We start from the raw sequence: 16,198 nt of genomic DNA on the forward strand, positions 1-16,198 counted from the left end.
GCCTGCCTAGGTACCGAAGCGGCTGGGGATGCCGGGCTGGTCCTGCGGCTTCAGGCCCTTCATCTCGAAGGCGAGCACCACGAGCATCAGCCCGAAGACGATCGAATAGCTCGCAATCACCCACACCAGCGCGACCGCACCGCGCCCCGGGCTCAGGATCATCAGCGCGCCGAACAGGATCGACACCACGCCGGAGAGGATCAGCATCCACTCGTTGTCGATTTCCTTGCGGATGCGGATCGCGGCCGCGACCTGGAGCACGCCGATGACGATCGCCCATGCGGCGATGAACATCAGCAGCACGATGGCCGTCAGGCCGGGCCACCCCAATGCCGCGATTCCCGCGACGATGCCGATCAGACCGGTCAGCACGAGCGGCCAGACCGGCTTGATGCCTTCACGGATACGAAGTCCCGCGATGATGGAAAAAACACCGTCGGCCAGGGCGTAGGCGCCCCAGAAAAGCGCCAGCGTGAGCAGCGTGGCGCCCGGCCACGCGAAGGCGAGCACGCCAAAGAGGATGGCCGCGACGCCGCGCAACGCCATCCATCCCCAGTTGCCGCGCAGGTGTCCGAACATGTTTTCGATCGCCATGGTTTCTCCTTCCGGCACGAATGCCCCCTGGACGACTAGGTCCAGCCGGGAATATAGGAGGCCGTCCACCGCGCGTAAATTGCCCTTTGGTTCATCAACTCCCTGGCTTGCCCCGTCCCTTGAAGCGCGACTCCAGGAAATCGAGCAGCGCCCGCAGCGCCGCACTGTTGTGGCGCCGCTGGAGGTAGGCGGCCGAGAGCCACATGTCGCTGCGCACGTAGTCCTGCAGCACCGGCACCAGTTCGCCCTGGTCGATGTGCGGCTGCACCAGCATCTCGGCCATGTAGATCACACCGAAGCCCTGCATCGCGACCTGGATCAGGGGCGCGGACTCGGTGGCGTCCATGCGCGTCTTCACGGGCACGTCGAAAGGCTGGCCGTCGACCTCGAAGCGCCATTGCGGATGCAGGCCCAGGCGCGACTGCGTCAGCGCATCGTGATTCGCGAGTTCGCTCGGGTGCTCCGGCTTGCCGTGCTTCTTCCAGTACATCGGCGAGGCGCAGACCACGAGGCTGCGGCGCGCCAGCTTGCGCACGATCAGGTTCTCGTCCTCGATAGGGCCGAAGTGCAGCGCCAGGTCGATGGCCTCCTCCGCCATGTCGAGTGTCCTGTTGGTCAGGTGCAGGCTGATGCTGACGTCCGGGTAGTGGCCCATGAACTCGCCGATCCACTTCGGAAGGTCGCCCTGCCCTGCCCCGAGGGGCGCCGAGATGCGCAGCCGACCGGTGGGCCGGCTCGCATGCTCCTGCACCTCGGCCTGCGTCAGCTCGAACATCTCCATCATCGGCTTGCTGCGTTCCAGCAGCAGCGAGCCGGCATCAGTGAGGCTCACCGCGCGGGTCGAGCGGTTGAGCAGACGCACGCCAAGGCGCGTCTCCAACTCGGCGATGTACTTGCTCACCGTGGCTTTCGACACGTCGAGCTTGGTGGCGGCACGCGAGAAGCTGCCGTGCGATGCGACTTCGCGAAAGGTCCTGATCAGGTCGAGGCTGTCCATGTCTGGGGCGCATTGTCCCCTGTCGTCGAACGCCTGCCGTACCCGACTTCCGCCGTCGGCGCGCCGCCGCGAAGGATGCGCACCGCGCAGTACTTGAATTCCGGGATCTTTCCGAAGGGGTCGAGCGCCGCATTGGTCATCAGGTTCGCGGCCGCCTCGTAGTACGCGAAAGGCACGAACACCGCGCCGTTCGGCGTGCCGTCGTCGCGCCTAACGTGGATCGCCACCTCGCCGCGTCGCGACTGGATCGTGATCACGTCGCCTGCCTTCAGGCCCAGGGCCTCCAGGTCGGCCTGGTTCATCGACGCCGTGGCGATCGGTTCCAGCGCATCGAGCACCGTGGCGCGACGCGTCATGCTGCCTGTGTGCCAGTGCTCCAGTTGGCGGCCGGTGATGAGCACGAAGGGGTACGCCTCATCGGGCCGCTCATCGGCCGGGATGATGTCGGCCGGCACGAGCTTCACGCGGCCGTCCGCGGTCGGGAAGCTTTCGATGAACACGGTCGGCTGGCCGGGGTCGTCGGCGCTCAGGCAGGGATAGGTCACGCTGGACTCGCGCTCCAGCCGGTCCCACGTGATCCCGCTGATGGCCGCATGCATGGCCTGGCGCATTTCCTCGTAGACCGCGGCGACACCGCATTCCTCGCCCTCGTAGTTCCACGGCAGGTCCATGCGACGCGCAATCTCCTGGATGATCCAGAGGTCGGGCTTTGCGTCGCCCGGCGGGTCCAGCGCGCGCTTGCCGAGCTGCACCATGCGGTCGGTGTTGCTCACCGTGCCGGTCTTCTCGGGCCAGGCGCTCGCAGGCAGCACGACGTCGGCCAGCCACGCGGTCTCGGTCATGAAGATGTCCTGCACGACCAGGTGCTCCAGGCTCGCCAGCGCATGGCGCGCGTGGTTCAGGTCCGGGTCGCTCATCGCCGGGTTCTCGCCCATGATGTACATGCCACGGATCTTGTGCGGGTCGTCTTCGGGCGCCAGCGCCTTGTGCATGATCTCGACCACCGTGTAGCCGATCCTGTCATCGAGCGGCACGCCCCAGAACTTCTCGAACCACGCATGCGCACCCGCGTCGTCGACGCGCTGGTAGTTGGGGAACGCGATCGGGATCAGCCCCGCATCGCTCGCGCCCTGTACATTGTTCTGCCCGCGCAGCGGATGCAGGCCGGAGCCGGGCTTGCCGATCTGGCCGGTGACGGTGACCAGTGCGATCAGGCACCGCGCGTTGTCGGTGCCGTGCACGTGCTGGCTGATGCCCATGCCCCACAGCACCATGGCGCCCTTGGCGGTCGCGAAGGCGCGGGCCACCTCGCGCAAGGTCTCGGCCGGGATGCCGCAGATCGGCGCCATCGCCTCGGGGCTGTAGCCCTTGACGTTCTCGCGCAGGGCCTCGAAGTTGCTGGCGCGGTCACGGATGAAGGCCTCGTTCACCAACCCTTCGTCGATCACCGCATGGATGAGCGCATTGAGCATCGCGACATCGGTGTCGGCCTTGAACTGCAGGGTGCGCCACGCGTGCCTGCTGATGTCGGTGCGCCGCGGGTCCGCCAGCACGATCTTCGCGCCGCGCTTGGCGGCGTTCTTCATCCAGGTGGCGGCCACCGGATGGTTCGCGGTCGGATTGGAGCCGATGACGAAGATCAGTTCCGCGTGCTCCACGTCGTTGACCTGGTTGCTCACCGCGCCGGAGCCCACGCCTTCGAGCAGCGCCGCGACGCTGGACGCATGGCACAGCCGCGTGCAGTGGTCGACGTTGTTGCTGCCGAAGCCGGTGCGCACCAGCTTCTGGAACAGGTAGGCCTCCTCGTTGCTGCCCTTGGCGGAGCCGAAGCCGGCGAGCGCCTTCTTGCCATGCGTGTCGCGCAGGCCCTTGAGCTTGCCGGATGTGAGCGCGAGAGCCTCTTCCCAAGTGGCTTCGCGGAAAGCCTCGCTCCAGTCGCCGGGGCGCGGCGCATCGTCGAAATGCTTGGGCACGCCGGGCTTGCGGATCAGCGGCTTGGTGAGCCGTTGCGGATGGTGCGCGTAATCGAAGCCGAACCGGCCTTTCACGCACAGCCGGCTGTGGTTGGCCGGCCCGTCGCGACCGTCGACGCTGACGATCTTCTCGTCCTTGACGTTGTACGTGATCAGGCAGCCCACGCCGCAGAAGGGGCAGACCGAATCCACCTTGCGGTCCACCTGCTGCGAGCCGATGTGGCTCTTTGGCATGAGCGCGCCGGTCGGGCAGGCCTGCACGCATTCGCCGCAAGCCACGCAGGTGCTGTCGCCCATCGGGTCGTCGAGGTCGAAGACGATCTTCGAATCGCCGCCACGCATCGCGTAGCCGATGACGTCGTTGACCTGCTCCTCGCGGCATGCGCGCACGCAGCGGTTGCACTGGATGCAGGCGTCGAGGTTGACCGCCATGGCGGGGTGCGAGATGTCGGCGGCGGGCTGCTCGCGGCGCAGCGCCTTGAGCGCGGGGCGTACCTCGATGCCGAGGCGCTCGGCCCAGTCGCTGAGTTCGCCGTGCTGGCCGGGGGTGCCCTCGCTGCGGCTCGCGGCCTCCGCCACCCCCGCGTCGTTCCACTTGTACCCCGCATCCGGCATGTCCGACAGCAGCATCTCCACCACCATCTTCTGGCTCTTCACCGCTCGCTCGCTGGTGGACTGAACCTCCATGCCCGCTGTCACGGCGCGGCAGCAACTCGGCGCCAGCGCGCGCTCGCCTTTCACCTCGACCACGCAGGCGCGGCAGTTGCCGTCGGGCCTCAGCCCGTCCTTGTAGCAAAGATGCGGAATGTCGATGCCGTGCCGTTGCGCGGCCTTCAGGATGGTCTCGCCTTCGATGGCCTCGACGCTACGGCCGTCGAGCTGGAACTCGATCGTCTGCGGCATCAGCTCCGCGAGCGTGGCGGGCGCGTTCATGCAATCTCCTGCGGGAAGTACTTCTGGATGCTGCGGATGGGATTCGGCGCCGCCTGCCCGAGCCCGCAGATGGAGGCATCGCCCATGACCTGCGCGAGATCCTCCAGGGTGGCGTTGTCCCACACGGGCGCCTGCATCAGCGCCGCCGCCTTGGCGGTGCCGACGCGGCAGGGCGTGCACTGCCCGCAGCTTTCGTGCTCGAAGAAGCGCATGACGTTGAGCGCCGCATCGCGTGCGCGATCTTGCTGGCTCAGCACCATCACGGCGGCCGAGCCGATGAAGCAGCCGTGCGGCTGCAGCGTGTCGAAATCCAGCGGAATGTCGTTCATGCTCGCGGGCAGGATGCCCCCTGACGCGCCCCCGGGCAGGTAGGCGTGCAGCGCGTGGCCATCCAGCATGCCGCCGCAATATTCGTCAATCAGTTCCTGCACCGTGATACCCGCCGGCGCGAGCTTGACGCCGGGGTGCTTCACGCGCCCGCTCACGCTGAAGCTGCGCAGCCCCTTGCGCCCATGGCGGCCGAAACCGCTGAACCATTGCGGTCCTTTCTCGACGATGTCGCGCACCCAGTAGAGCGTCTCGAAGTTGTGTTCCAGCGTCGGCCGCCCGAACAGGCCGACCTGCGCGATGTACGGAGGGCGCATGCGCGGTTCGCCGCGCTTGCCCTCGATGCTCTCGATCATCGCGGACTCCTCGCCGCAGATGTAGGCGCCGGCACCGCGCCGCAATTCGATCTTCGGCAAGTCGCACGGCGGGTTCGCCTGCAGCTTGGCCAGTTCCGCCTGGAGCAGCGCGCGGCAGTCGTGGTATTCGTCGCGCAGGTAGATGTAGCAGGCATCGATGCCGACGATCTGCGCGGCAATCAGCAGCCCTTCGAGGAAGCGGTGCGGATCGCGTTCGAGGTACGTGCGGTCCTTGAAGGTCCCGGGCTCGCCCTCGTCGATGTTGACCGCCATGAGCTTGGGCGCAGGCTGGTCGCGCACGATGCGCCACTTGCGACCGGCCGGGAACCCGGCCCCGCCAAGGCCGCGCAGGCCCGAGTCTTCCATGGCCTTGATGACGGCTCCGGCGTCTTCCTCGCCATTGACCAGCGCGGCCGCGAGCGCGTAGCCGCCGTTGGCGCGATAGGTGGCGTAGTCCGTGAACGCTGGCAAGGCATCGACCGCATCGGGCAGCGGCGAGATGCTTTGTTCCGCCAGCGCCGCCGGCATGAAGTTGGTGGTCGCTTGCACGGGCTCCGCCGCGCCGAAGTCCGAAGAGGACGCCAGCGCCCGCAGTACCTTGCCAGCCGTCGCCAGCGGCACCGCGCGCTGATGCAGCGCCACGGCGGGCGCCTGCTCGCAGCGGCCGATGCAGGGCGCCGAGATCACGCGCACATCGCCGCGGCCCTCCGCGCCGAGCAGGGCCGGCAGCCGCGCGAGGAGATCCTGCGCTCCGGCCAGTTCGCATGCCAGGCCGTCGCACACGCGCACCGTCAGGCCCGGCGCCGCTTCGTCGCCGCGCACCACCTCGAAGTGGTGATAGAAGGTCGCGACCTCGTAGACCTCGGCCATCGGGATATTGGTCAGCGACGCCAGCGCCACGAGGTGGTGGTCGTGCAGGCAGCCGTGCGCGTCGTTGAGCCGGTGCAGGTGCTCGATCAGCAGATCGCGCCGATAGCCGTCCGCCGGAGGCGCGCCGATCAGCGCTCGCACCTGGGCCAATGCGGCCTCTTCGGGCTGCCGGCCCTTGAGCTTGCTCTTGCGCCGGATGCGGTCGCGCATCTGGTCGGGCGTGGCGAGCGGAATCGTCTTGATCTGGTCCTGGGTGCCTGGGTGAATCATTTGCCTCGGCCGTGATATTGGAGTGCGGCCGCACGGAGCGCAGCCTGTCCGACTGTCGGGCGCGCCGGCACCGTTGGCAAATTGAATCCACACATGGAGTGATTCATTTCGGAAATGACGTGCCGACTGGGGCGGCACCCCTAGGGTCAACCCTGAAGCGATCCGCTGTGTGCGGCGGCCTCCTGCTGCCAGTCCGGGCTCTGCACCAGCGCCAGCGCCGCCTCCAGCGCCCGCGAAGGCCGGACCACCGTCTGCGTCATGAAGCCGATCGGAGTCCGTATCTCCGGCGCGACAAGCGGCAACGCTTCGAGTTGCCCATGGGCGCGAACGGCATCGACCATCGCACCCGGCAGCACGGCACAGACACTGCCGGACATCACGCTCAGGGCCAGGGTCAGCACGGAATTGGTCTCGATCGCGGGCGCCACCGTCGCACCCGCCGCCTTGAAGGCATGGTCGACGATGGCGCGGTTGTGCATCTCCGGCGTCAGCAGGCACAGCGGCTGCCGGGCGGCCTCGGCCCAGCCGATGGGATCGCCGATGTGCAGGGCCGCCGCACCGGCCTGCCTGGAACGGCGAAGCAGGAAATAGTGTTCGATGCTCTGGGGCCAGGCCGTGAGCTTGACGTCGCGCAGATGCATGCGCTCGGTGTAGCCCAGCGCGATGTCGAGCGACAGGCTCTCCAGGCCCGCTTCGAGTTCGAGCGAACTCATCGTCAGCACGATGGGCACGATGCCCGGATGGCGCGCCTGCAGCCGCGCGGCGAACCGTGCCAGCAGCGGAATGGCGGTCGGCACGGCGGCCATGCGCAGGCTGCCGCGCGGGCGGCCTTCCTCGCTCTTCAGCAACTGCTGCAGGACCTCGTTCTCGTGCAGCATGCGATGGGCCGCGGCCAGGACGGCCTCGCCCTCGTGGGTAAACCCGGCGTAGGTGCGGCCGCGCTTGACGATGACGACGCCGAACTCCGACTCCAGCGCGCGCAGCGCATTCGACAGCGCCGGCTGCGTGATGTGGCAGGCCTGCGCCGCGCGGCCGAAGTGGCGATGCTCGTCGAGCGCGACGAGGTAACGCATCGAGGCGAGCAGATTCATGCGGCGGTGCGCTGGCTCAGGTGTTCTTGCTCACAGTGATCGTCGGGAACTTGGCCGAGAAATCCTTGGCCTTTTCCGAGATGCCCACGGCGACGCGGCGCGCGACGGACTTGTAGATGCCCGCCACCTCGCCATCGGGATCGGCCACCACGGTCGGCTTGCCGCTGTCGGCCTGCAGGCGGATATTGATATCGAGCGGCAGCGCGCCGAGGTAGTCCATGCTGTACTGCTCGGCCATCTTCTTGCCGCCCTCGGCGCCGAAGATGTGCTCCACATGGCCGCAGTTCGAGCACACATGCACCGCCATGTTCTCGACGATGCCGAGGATCGGCACGCCGACCTTCTCGAACATCTTGATGCCCTTCCTGGCGTCGAGCAGCGCGATGTCCTGTGGCGTGGTGACGATCACCGCGCCCGTCATCGGCACGCGTTGAGAGAGTGTGAGCTGGATGTCGCCGGTGCCGGGCGGCATGTCGACGATCAGATAGTCGAGGTCCTTCCAGTTGGTCTGGCGCAGCAACTGCTCCAGCGCCTGCGTGGCCATCGGGCCGCGCCAGATCATGGCTTCGTCCTGGTCGACCAGGAAGCCGATCGACATGACCTGGACGCCGTGGTTCTCCAGCGGCTCCATGGTCTTGCCGTCCTCGCTCTCGGGGCGGCGGTCGATGCCCAGCATCATGGGCTGGCTCGGGCCGTAGATGTCGGCGTCGAGCAGGCCGACGCTGGCGCCCTCGGCTGCGAGCGCGAGCGCCAGGTTGGCCGCCGTCGTGCTCTTGCCGACGCCGCCCTTGCCCGATGCCACGGCGATGATGTTCTTCACGTTGGGCATCAGTTGCACGCCGCGCTGCACGGCATGGCTGATGACCTTGGTCGCGATGTTGACCGACACGTTCTCGACACCCGCCACCGTCTTGGCGGCCGCCACCAGCGCCTTGCGCAAGGCGGGCATCTGGCTCTTGGCCGGGTATCCCAGCTCGATGTCGAAGGACACGTCGCCTTCATGGATCTGAACGTTCTTCAGCGCCTTGGTGCTGACGAAATCCTTGCCGGTATTGGGGTCGAGGACGGACTTAAGCGCCTGAGCGAGCGCCTCTTGCGTAACTGCCATTTGGAAACTCCTGAATGGCGGCTAGTCTAGTGCGCCGCGGGAAGGCGCCCTGCCGGGCGCCCCGCTTGACCCTAAAGCCGGGCGAACCCCGGTGTGCCTAGATCACTTTGAAGTGATGTGTTCCGTCAGCAGCAAGCTGCGCGACAAGGCCGAATTCCCAGTCGAGGTAGGCCTGCATCGCCTCAGCCGGCGCATCCGTTCCCTCGTACGGCCGGCGGTAGCGGTCGGTCACCGGTGTCGCGAGGCGGGTCAAGCCGGTTTCCGCGGGCAGGCCGGCGGCGAACCATGCGGCATTGCCGCCCTCCAGCACGACCACCTCGGCATCATGGCCGCGCGCGGCGAGCAAGGCGCGCAGATCGACAGCGGCAAAGCTGGCGAGCAGGCTGCTGCCGCAGGTGAGCACGTATCGGCGAGCAGCCGGGATCACCTCCAGCGCCTGCCCCAGTTGCGCCCGGATCGCGAACCACGCGCCGGGAATGTGGCGTTTGGCATAGTTGGCGCCCGTCGTCACGTCGATCACCGCAACGCCTTTCGGCGACCCTTCCAGGACGAGCGCCAGTTCGGCCGGCGTGATCCCGGCCACCGAGGGCGCAGCAGCATGATCGGACGGCGCGGCGCCAGTCGCACGGCGCGCCGTCGCTGGCTGCGCCTCCACGACATGCACCTCCCACCCCATCTGCGCGAGCCATGACGCCGTCATGGGCGCGCGCACGCCATCGTCGTCGGCGAGCACGATACGGGCGCCGCGCACCGGCACGTGATGATCGGTCTCCTGGACCAACTGGCCGCCGGGCGCACCGGCAAAACCCGGAAGGTGGCCGGCCTCGTACTCCTCGGGCGTGCGGACGTCGAAGCGGTAGACCGTCCGGCCCGGCGCCTCCAGCGTCGCGAGCGCATCGAGACCGATCGAGCGGACGCCTGCGCGCCGCGCCACGTCCTGCGCATTGGCCCGCGCGGCGGAGCGATTCGCCTCCCCCGGCTCAGGCGCGCGGCGCGCGGCACCGTGGTCCAGCACCTGTCCTGCCAGCTTCCAGCCGATGGTCCCGTTGCGCAGTGCAGCGACCGGGTTCGGGATGCCCGCATTCACCAGCGATTGCGTGCCGATGATGCTGCGCGTTCGCCCCGCGCAATTGACGATGACCCGGGTGGCCGGATCGGGCGCCAGTTCGCGCACGCGAAGCACCAGTTCCGCGCCCGGCACGCTGGTCGCGGTGGGGATGCTCATGGTCTGGAATTCGTCGAAGCGACGCGCGTCGAGCACCACCACATCCGCACGCACATCGATCAACGCCTTGACCTCCTGCGCCGAGAGTGAAGGCGTTTGGCGCTCGTGCTCGACCAGTTCGCCGAAGGATTTGCTCGGCACATTGACGTCCCGGAACAGTTCCCCGCCGGCATCGCGCCAGCCCTCCAGCCCACCCTGGAGCAAGTGAACGCGCGTGTAGCCCAGTGCCGCGAGTCGCTCGGCGGCAAGCGGCGCAAGGTCGACGCCTTCGTGCGCGCCATAAAGAACGATCAGGGTGTCGCGGCGCGGAATGCGGCGCCACGCATCGAGTTCGATCCGCGACAGCGGCAGGTTGGCAGCCCACAGCGGGTGGGATTGTGCGTACGGGTCTTCCTCGCGCACGTCGAGCAAGGCGATTTCGTCACGCGCGAGCAGATGTCCACGCACTGCGGCGAAGGAGATGGAAGCGGTCATTTCAATCAGATAGGCAAGCTGGGCTGTGATCTCGAGTATCCGGAGACGAATGGCTTGCGCCCCCCGCCCGGTGGGTAAGTATGGCGTTGCACCTTGCCGATGTCGGCGCCATAGACGTGGATGCTGATCGACACACGGTCGTCGTAGGCGTTGCGCACGCGGTGCACGTCGCCAACGGTCGGCGAGACGGCCTCGACATGGCCGGGTTCGAGCCGTACCGGCGCGCCCTCGGCCATGAGCTGCCCATCGCGCTCGCGGTAGGCCTGGCTGTACTCGGCGCCGCGCAGCATGCCGATCAAGCCCCACACCGTGTGGTCATGCACCGGCGTGGCCTGGCCAGGCCCCCAGACAAAGCTCACCACCGAGAAGCGCCCGGCCGCATCGAGGTGCAGCAGGTACTGCTGATAGCGCTCGGGATGCGGCTTCGCGAAGGCGTCGGGCAGCCAGTCGTCGCGCACGACGAGGCCACGCAGCAAGGCGCCGCCCTCTTCCAGGATGCGCGATTCCTTCGGATGGGTATCGAGGAGCCGGCCGAATGCGATGGCGAAATCGCGCAGTCGCGCGCTCATCGGGACAGCGCGGCCCTGCCGGCCGTCACCAGGATCGCGTCGTTCTGCGGCGTGTGGATGCGGCTGCAGAGCACGTCGCGGTAGTGGCGCTCCAGCGGGTTCTGCCGCGTGAGGCCGTGATTGCCACTGAGCTGCAGCGCCAACTCGACGGCGCGGATCGCATGCGTGGTGACGGTGTATTTCAGCAAGCCGCTCTCCGTCGCGGAGGGGGTCCTTCCCGCGTCGACTTCGGCAGTCGCATGGTCCAGCAAAACGCGGCTGGCGCTCAACACGGCCTCGATCTCGCCGACGGCCTCCTGCACGCGCGGCAGGCTGGCCAGCGGCACGCCGAGCCCGCTCGGGGCCCGCCGGTTGAGAAAGCCGACCAGCCAGTCGCGCGCCGCACGTGCCACCGCGTCGTAAAGCGTGGCGAGCAGCACCACCATCCAGGCCTGCTGCGTGGCATGGGCGTCGATGTCGGTCTGGCTGCCCGCATCGGGCGCCCATTCGGCCGGCGCGCGCAGATCGACCGCATGGTCGAGCGGGATCGCGACGTCCTCGAAGATCACTTCATGGCTCCCGGAGGCGCGAAGGCCCAGGTGGTCCCAACTCGCGATCACGCGAACACCGGGCGCATCGCGCGGCACCAGGAACACGCCGACACGAGGGGATTCCTCCTCCGTGCGGCCCCAGACCGACAGCCAACTCAGCCCTTCGATGCCTGTGGTGTAGAGCTTGTGGCCGCTGAGCTTCCATTGGTCGCCGTCGATGCGCGCGATCGTGGCGGGCAGGCCACCCCGCGCGGGCGAGCCGAGCGCCGGTTCCACGCGCAATGCATTGATCAAGGCCCCGTCGCGCACGGCATCGTGCAGCACGCGTTCACGAAGATGCGATGGCCAGCGGCTGTCGGTGCGTCCGATGCCAAGGTGCTGCAGCCAGGTCATCGTGAGGATCAACGCGGTCGCGGGCTCGCCGTAGGCAACGGCGGCCAGCACGCGGCGCGCGGTTTCCAGCGATGCACCACCGCCGCCGTGCACGCGTGGCGCGACCAGGCTGACAAGTCCGTTGGCGTGCAGCGCAGCGAAGTTCTCGCGCGGGAAGGCGCCGCTGCGATCGTGGTCGGCCGCGGTCTCGGCAAACAGGGACGACAACTGCGCGAGCAGCGCATCGTCCGATTCAGGTGCGGCCGGCACGCGGCGCAGGACTTGTGAACTCATGGGCCCGGACCTTAGCCCCCGCCGCGTGCGCGGAAAACGACGGAAGCCGCATATCCAAACTCGTTTTTCTGCGTTCGTTTTCGAGGACCCGAGCCTTACGGTCACCCCTTTCTGCAAGACGACACGGAAGGCGCGCGCTTCAATGACCTCCCCTCTTCATCCCGCCCACGCCTGGTCGCGGCGCCGCTGGCTGCAAGCTGCCAGCGCGGCCGGAGCCCTGGGTGCCGCAGGTCCGTTCGCCGCGGCGACGGCCGCCGACCTGTCCGGCGTGACCCTTCGAATCGGCACCTACAAGGGCCTCTGGCGTCCCCTGATCGAGGCCTCGGGCCAAGGCAGGACACCCTACAAGATCGACTGGCGCGAGTTGAACAACGGCGTGCTCCACATCGAAGCCATCCAGGGCGACGCGCTCGATCTGGGCTCCGGCAGCGAGATCCCCGCCACCTTCGCCGCCCGACAGAAAGCCAAAGTGCGCTTCGTCGCCGTGATCCACGAGGACTTGAACAACCAGGCCACGCTGGCGCGCAAGGACGCGCCGATCAAGACCATCGCCGACTTCAAGGGCAAGCGCGTCGGCTACGTGCGTGCCACCACGGCGCACTACTACCTGAGCAAGCAACTCGCGGAAGCCGGCCTTTCGTTCAACGACATCCAGCCGATCAACCTGAGCCCGGCCGACGGCCTCTCGGCCTTCGCGCGCGGCGACCTCGATGCATGGGCGATCTACGGCTACAACGGCCAATTGGCGCGCACGCAGTACGGCGCGCGAACCATCAAGACGGGCAAGGGCTACCTGTCGGGCAACTTCCCGGTCTACGCCAATCCGCGCGCAGTCGATGACCCGTTGCGCCACGCCGCCATCACCGACTTCCTGCTGCGGCTGCAGCGCGCCTATGCCTGGGCCAACGACAACTACCTGGACTATGCCAAGGCGCAATCCGCCGAAACGCGCGTCCCGGTGGGCGACCTGATCGAACTCTTCAACGGTCGAAGCAACGACTACGGACTCGGCCCGGTGACCCACGCCGTGGTGCGCAGCCACCAGGAGGTGGCCGACACATTCCTGAAGCTCGGCGTGCTCGACGGGCCGGCCGACGTCGCCCCGTTGTGGGACCGCAGCTTCGGCCCGGCGCTGTCGCGCGGCAATCCGGCCTGACCTTCTTCCTGTTTCCATCCCTCATTTCATAGCAAGGACGCCCCCATGAGCGACATCGAATTCATCGGCATGATCCAGGCCCAGAAGGTCTCGGAAATCCATCCCGCGCGCGGCCCCGCGATCGACCGCGACTACGTGCGCGCCTTTGCGCAGGCCCACGAGCAGGCCGGCTTCGACCGCGTGCTGGTGCCGCACCACTCCACCAGCCCCGACGCGACGCTGACCGTGGCCTACGCCGCGTCGGTCACCGAGCGCATCCACTTCATGCTGGCGCACCGGCCCGGCTTCGTCGCACCGACGCTCGCGGCTCGGCAGTTCGCCTCGCTCGACCAGTTCAGCGGCGGCCGGCTCGGCGTGCACTACATCTCGGGCGGCTCGGACGACGAGCAGAAGCGCGACGGCGACTGGCTCGACCACGACCAGCGCTATGCCCGCACCGACGAATACCTCGACGTGCTGCGCAAGGTGTGGACCAGCGACAAGCCTTTCGACCATGACGGCGCGCACTACCGCTTCAAGGATGCCTTCTCGGAGGTGAAGCCGGTGCAATCGTTCAACGGCAAGCCGCATGTGCCGGTGTATTTCGGCGGTGCGTCGGAGGCGGCGATCCCGGTCGCCGGAAAGCATGCGGACGTGTATGCGCTGTGGGGCGAATCGCTCGACCAGGCGCGCGAACTCACGGGCCGCGTGCGGGCGGAAGCCGCGAAGCACGGACGCAATGTGCGCTTCTCGGTGTCGTTCCGCCCGATCCTGGCCGAGACCGAGGAGAAGGCCTGGGAACGCGCCGACGGCATCCTGGCCGAGACGCGCCGTCTTCGCGTCGTGCAGGGCTTCGGACGCGGCGGCCCGCAGCAGAGCGAAGGCGCCAAGCGCCTGCTCGCCGCCGCCGAAAAAGGCACGCGGCTCGACAAGCGCCTGTGGACGGCCGTCGCGCAGGAGATCGGTGGCCGCTCGAACAGCACCGCGCTGGTCGGCACGCCCGAGCAGGTGGCCGATGCGCTGCTCGACTACTACGACCTCGGCGTGACCACCTTCCTGATCCGCGGCTTCGACCCGCTCGAAGACGCCATCGACTACGGCCGCGAACTGATTCCGCGCACACGCGAGCTGGTGGCACAGCGCCTGGCCGCGCGGCGCAAGGCCGCCTGACCCGAACGATGCACCCCCTGGCCAGAAGGAACCGAATGAGCGCCGTCCTCCACATCGAGCGCGGCGGGGACACTCCCCGCACGCGGCTTGCTCTCAATCCGAATCCGCAGCAGAAGTACTGGTTCGATCCGCCGGCGCCGCGCACGAGCATCGAGGCCGAGCGTCGGCACCGGCAAGAGCGGCTGGCGGGTGCGTTCCGCCTCTTTGCGCGTTTCGGTTTCGCGCAGGGACTGGCCGGCCACATCACAGCGCGCGACCCGGAGTTGACGGACCACTTCTGGGTCAACCCGCTGGGCGTGCACTTCTCGCGCATCAAGGTGTCTGATTTGCTGCTGGTCAATGCGAGAGGCGAGACCGTGATCGGCGATCGTCCGCTCAACAAGGCGGCGTTCGCCATCCACGCCGCGATCCACGAATACAACCCGAGGATCATCGCGGCCGCGCACACGCACTCGACCTACGGCAAGGCTTGGTCGACGCTGGGCCGCAAGCTCGACACGCTCACTCAGGACGCCTGCGTGTTCCATGACGACCACACGCTCTTCGACGATTTCACCGGCATGGTGGTCGACGAGAGCGAGGGCCTGCGGATCGCGAAGGCGCTGGGCGACCGCAAGGGCGCGATCCTCCAGAACCACGGCATCCTGAGCGCCGGCCCCAGCGTGGAGGCTGCCGCCTGGTGGTACATCGCGCTCGACAACGCGTGCCACACCCAGTTGCTGGCAGAAGCCGCCGGCAAGCCGCGGCCCATCGACGACGCGGTGGCACGCCACACGCACGGGCAGATTGGCGGGCCCGAAGGCGCGCTGCACGCCTTCGAGAGCCTCTACGAAGGGCTGGTCGAGGCCGAGCCCGAGCTGCTTCAGTGATCCCGCCCAACCATCACCCAACCATGAACAACACATCTCTTTCGCGCCGCAGCGTGCTGCGCGCAGGCGGCGCCGCCGCCGTCATCGCATCCAGCGGATTGATTGCAACGCGTGCCTGGTCACAGCAGCGCAAGCTGAGCTTTGCCTGGAACGCTTCGGCCTTTTGCCTCTCGCCCGTGGTGGTCGCGCAGGAGCGCGGAATCTTCGAGAAGAACGGCCTGCAGGTCGACCTCATCAACTACACGGGCTCGACCGACCAGTTGCTCGAATCTCTCGCCACGGCCAAGGCCGATGCCGCGGTGGGCATGATCCACCGCTGGCTCAAGCCGCTCGAATCGGGCTTCGACGTGAAGATCGTCGGCAGTTCGCACGGCGGCTGCGTGCGGCTCGTGGGCGTCAAGGAAGCCGGCGTTACCGACCTTCAGAAGCTCAAGGGCAAGACCATCGGCGTGTCGGACATCGCCAGCCCCGGAAAGAACTTCTTCTCCATCCTGCTCAAGAAGAACGGCATCGACGCCGACAAGGACGTGACTTGGCGCCAGTACCCGGCGGACCTGCTCGACATCGCGGTCAACAAGGGCGAGATCCAAGCCATCGCGGATGGCGACCCGACGCTCTACCTGATCGAGAAACGCAACAAGGGCCGCTACCTGGAGCTGGCATCGAACCTCTCCGGCGAATACAAGGACAAGGTCTGCTGCATCGTCGGCGCGCGCGGCGAACTGGTGCGCAAGGAAAAGCCGGTGGTGGCGGCGCTGGTGCGCTCCATCGTGCAGGCCTCGGACTTCGTGGCGGAGAACCCGAACGAGTCTGCCAAGCTGTTTGCGAAGTATTCGCCGAAGGTGCCGGTCGAGGACCTCCAGGCGCTGCTGGGCACGCTGACCCACGCGCACCACCCGGTCGGCAAGAACCTGCGCGACGAGGTGGAGTTCTATGCGCGCGATTTCCGATCGGTCGGCGTGCTGAAGGCGAGCACCGATCCGGCTCGGCTCGCCAACCACGTGTCGGTGGACGTGCTGGCATGACGACGGCCGGGAACAT

At 67.6% G+C, this 16,198-nt stretch carries 13 protein-coding genes; 4 read left to right on the top strand and 9 right to left on the bottom strand.

Annotation, left to right across the window (positions count from 1 at the left end; translation table 11 throughout):
• Nucleotides 1-6: 6 nt before the first annotated feature.
• The 9 genes from QTH97_RS15795 to QTH97_RS15835 form a co-directional block, all read right to left on the bottom strand.
• Nucleotides 7-594: an HdeD family acid-resistance protein gene (locus QTH97_RS15795; RefSeq protein ID WP_286569223.1), complete on the bottom strand. Its 588-nt coding sequence runs from the start codon at nt 592-594 to the stop codon at nt 7-9.
• Nucleotides 595-688: 94 nt separating this feature from the next.
• The gene (locus QTH97_RS15800) at nt 689-1,591 is read right to left on the bottom strand and encodes a LysR family transcriptional regulator (RefSeq protein WP_286569224.1); all 903 of its coding nucleotides are present in this window, start codon (nt 1,589-1,591) and stop codon (nt 689-691) included.
• Nucleotides 1,573-4,497 carry a formate dehydrogenase subunit alpha gene (gene fdhF / locus QTH97_RS15805; RefSeq protein ID WP_286569225.1) on the bottom strand — a complete coding sequence of 975 codons (2,925 nt, stop codon included), beginning with the start codon at nt 4,495-4,497 and terminating at the stop codon, nt 1,573-1,575. Before fdhF ends, QTH97_RS15800 begins: the two co-directional genes overlap by 19 nt.
• The gene (locus tag QTH97_RS15810; protein ID WP_286569226.1) at nt 4,494-6,320 is read right to left on the bottom strand and encodes an NADH-ubiquinone oxidoreductase-F iron-sulfur binding region domain-containing protein; all 1,827 of its coding nucleotides are present in this window, start codon (nt 6,318-6,320) and stop codon (nt 4,494-4,496) included. Before QTH97_RS15810 ends, fdhF begins: the two co-directional genes overlap by 4 nt.
• Nucleotides 6,321-6,466: 146 nt before the next feature.
• The gene (locus QTH97_RS15815; protein WP_286569227.1) at nt 6,467-7,411 is read right to left on the bottom strand and encodes a LysR family transcriptional regulator; all 945 of its coding nucleotides are present in this window, start codon (nt 7,409-7,411) and stop codon (nt 6,467-6,469) included.
• A 16-nt stretch (nt 7,412-7,427) separates the two neighbouring features.
• Nucleotides 7,428-8,519: an iron-sulfur cluster carrier protein ApbC gene (gene apbC, locus QTH97_RS15820; protein ID WP_286569228.1), complete on the bottom strand. Its 1,092-nt coding sequence runs from the start codon at nt 8,517-8,519 to the stop codon at nt 7,428-7,430.
• A gap of 97 nt (nt 8,520-8,616) precedes the next feature.
• Complete coding sequence (locus tag QTH97_RS15825) at nt 8,617-10,218, bottom strand: rhodanese-related sulfurtransferase (protein ID WP_286569230.1); 1,602 nt, start codon at nt 10,216-10,218, stop codon at nt 8,617-8,619.
• A 5-nt stretch (nt 10,219-10,223) separates the two neighbouring features.
• The gene (locus QTH97_RS15830; RefSeq protein WP_286569232.1) at nt 10,224-10,787 is read right to left on the bottom strand and encodes a cysteine dioxygenase family protein; all 564 of its coding nucleotides are present in this window, start codon (nt 10,785-10,787) and stop codon (nt 10,224-10,226) included.
• Nucleotides 10,784-11,983, bottom strand: a complete 1,200-nt coding sequence (locus tag QTH97_RS15835; protein WP_286569234.1) for an acyl-CoA dehydrogenase family protein — start codon at nt 11,981-11,983, stop codon at nt 10,784-10,786. Before QTH97_RS15835 ends, QTH97_RS15830 begins: the two co-directional genes overlap by 4 nt.
• Nucleotides 11,984-12,125: 142 nt before the next feature.
• Between QTH97_RS15835 and QTH97_RS15840 the strand changes: the two genes are divergently transcribed.
• Genes QTH97_RS15840 through QTH97_RS15855 form a run of 4 tightly spaced genes read left to right on the top strand, consistent with a single transcriptional unit; the run spans nt 12,126 to nt 16,182 of the window.
• The gene (locus QTH97_RS15840; RefSeq protein WP_286569235.1) at nt 12,126-13,139 is read left to right on the top strand and encodes an ABC transporter substrate-binding protein; all 1,014 of its coding nucleotides are present in this window, start codon (nt 12,126-12,128) and stop codon (nt 13,137-13,139) included.
• Nucleotides 13,140-13,184: 45 nt separating this feature from the next.
• Nucleotides 13,185-14,288, top strand: coding sequence for an LLM class flavin-dependent oxidoreductase (locus QTH97_RS15845; protein WP_286569236.1), 1,104 nt, complete (start codon nt 13,185-13,187; stop codon nt 14,286-14,288).
• Between the two features lie 35 nt (nt 14,289-14,323).
• Complete coding sequence (locus tag QTH97_RS15850; RefSeq protein WP_286569237.1) at nt 14,324-15,157, top strand: class II aldolase/adducin family protein; 834 nt, start codon at nt 14,324-14,326, stop codon at nt 15,155-15,157.
• 23 nt (nt 15,158-15,180) lie between these two features.
• On the top strand, nt 15,181-16,182 hold the full coding sequence (locus tag QTH97_RS15855; RefSeq protein WP_286569238.1) for an ABC transporter substrate-binding protein: 1,002 nt from the start codon (nt 15,181-15,183) through the stop codon (nt 16,180-16,182).
• The last annotated feature ends 16 nt before the right edge of the window (nt 16,183-16,198 follow it).

The organism is Variovorax gracilis, from assembly GCF_030317115.1.
GTDB lineage: Bacteria > Pseudomonadota > Gammaproteobacteria > Burkholderiales > Burkholderiaceae_C > Variovorax > Variovorax gracilis.

What these genes read in the sequence shown, in the direction of transcription:
- QTH97_RS15795 (WP_286569223.1), bottom strand. Translation starts at nt 594, where the DNA reads ATGGCGATCGAAAACATGTTCGGACACCTGCGCGGCAACTGGGGATGG.
- QTH97_RS15850 (WP_286569237.1), top strand. Translation starts at nt 14,324, where the DNA reads ATGAGCGCCGTCCTCCACATCGAGCGCGGCGGGGACACTCCCCGCACG.
- fdhF (WP_286569225.1), bottom strand. Translation starts at nt 4,497, where the DNA reads ATGAACGCGCCCGCCACGCTCGCGGAGCTGATGCCGCAGACGATCGAG.
- QTH97_RS15825 (WP_286569230.1), bottom strand. Translation starts at nt 10,218, where the DNA reads ATGACCGCTTCCATCTCCTTCGCCGCAGTGCGTGGACATCTGCTCGCG.
- QTH97_RS15855 (WP_286569238.1), top strand. Translation starts at nt 15,181, where the DNA reads ATGAACAACACATCTCTTTCGCGCCGCAGCGTGCTGCGCGCAGGCGGC.
- QTH97_RS15845 (WP_286569236.1), top strand. Translation starts at nt 13,185, where the DNA reads ATGAGCGACATCGAATTCATCGGCATGATCCAGGCCCAGAAGGTCTCG.
- QTH97_RS15835 (WP_286569234.1), bottom strand. Translation starts at nt 11,983, where the DNA reads ATGAGTTCACAAGTCCTGCGCCGCGTGCCGGCCGCACCTGAATCGGAC.
- QTH97_RS15840 (WP_286569235.1), top strand. Translation starts at nt 12,126, where the DNA reads ATGACCTCCCCTCTTCATCCCGCCCACGCCTGGTCGCGGCGCCGCTGG.
- QTH97_RS15830 (WP_286569232.1), bottom strand. Translation starts at nt 10,787, where the DNA reads ATGAGCGCGCGACTGCGCGATTTCGCCATCGCATTCGGCCGGCTCCTC.
- QTH97_RS15815 (WP_286569227.1), bottom strand. Translation starts at nt 7,411, where the DNA reads ATGAATCTGCTCGCCTCGATGCGTTACCTCGTCGCGCTCGACGAGCAT.
- QTH97_RS15810 (WP_286569226.1), bottom strand. Translation starts at nt 6,320, where the DNA reads ATGATTCACCCAGGCACCCAGGACCAGATCAAGACGATTCCGCTCGCC.
- QTH97_RS15800 (WP_286569224.1), bottom strand. Translation starts at nt 1,591, where the DNA reads ATGGACAGCCTCGACCTGATCAGGACCTTTCGCGAAGTCGCATCGCAC.
- apbC (WP_286569228.1), bottom strand. Translation starts at nt 8,519, where the DNA reads ATGGCAGTTACGCAAGAGGCGCTCGCTCAGGCGCTTAAGTCCGTCCTC.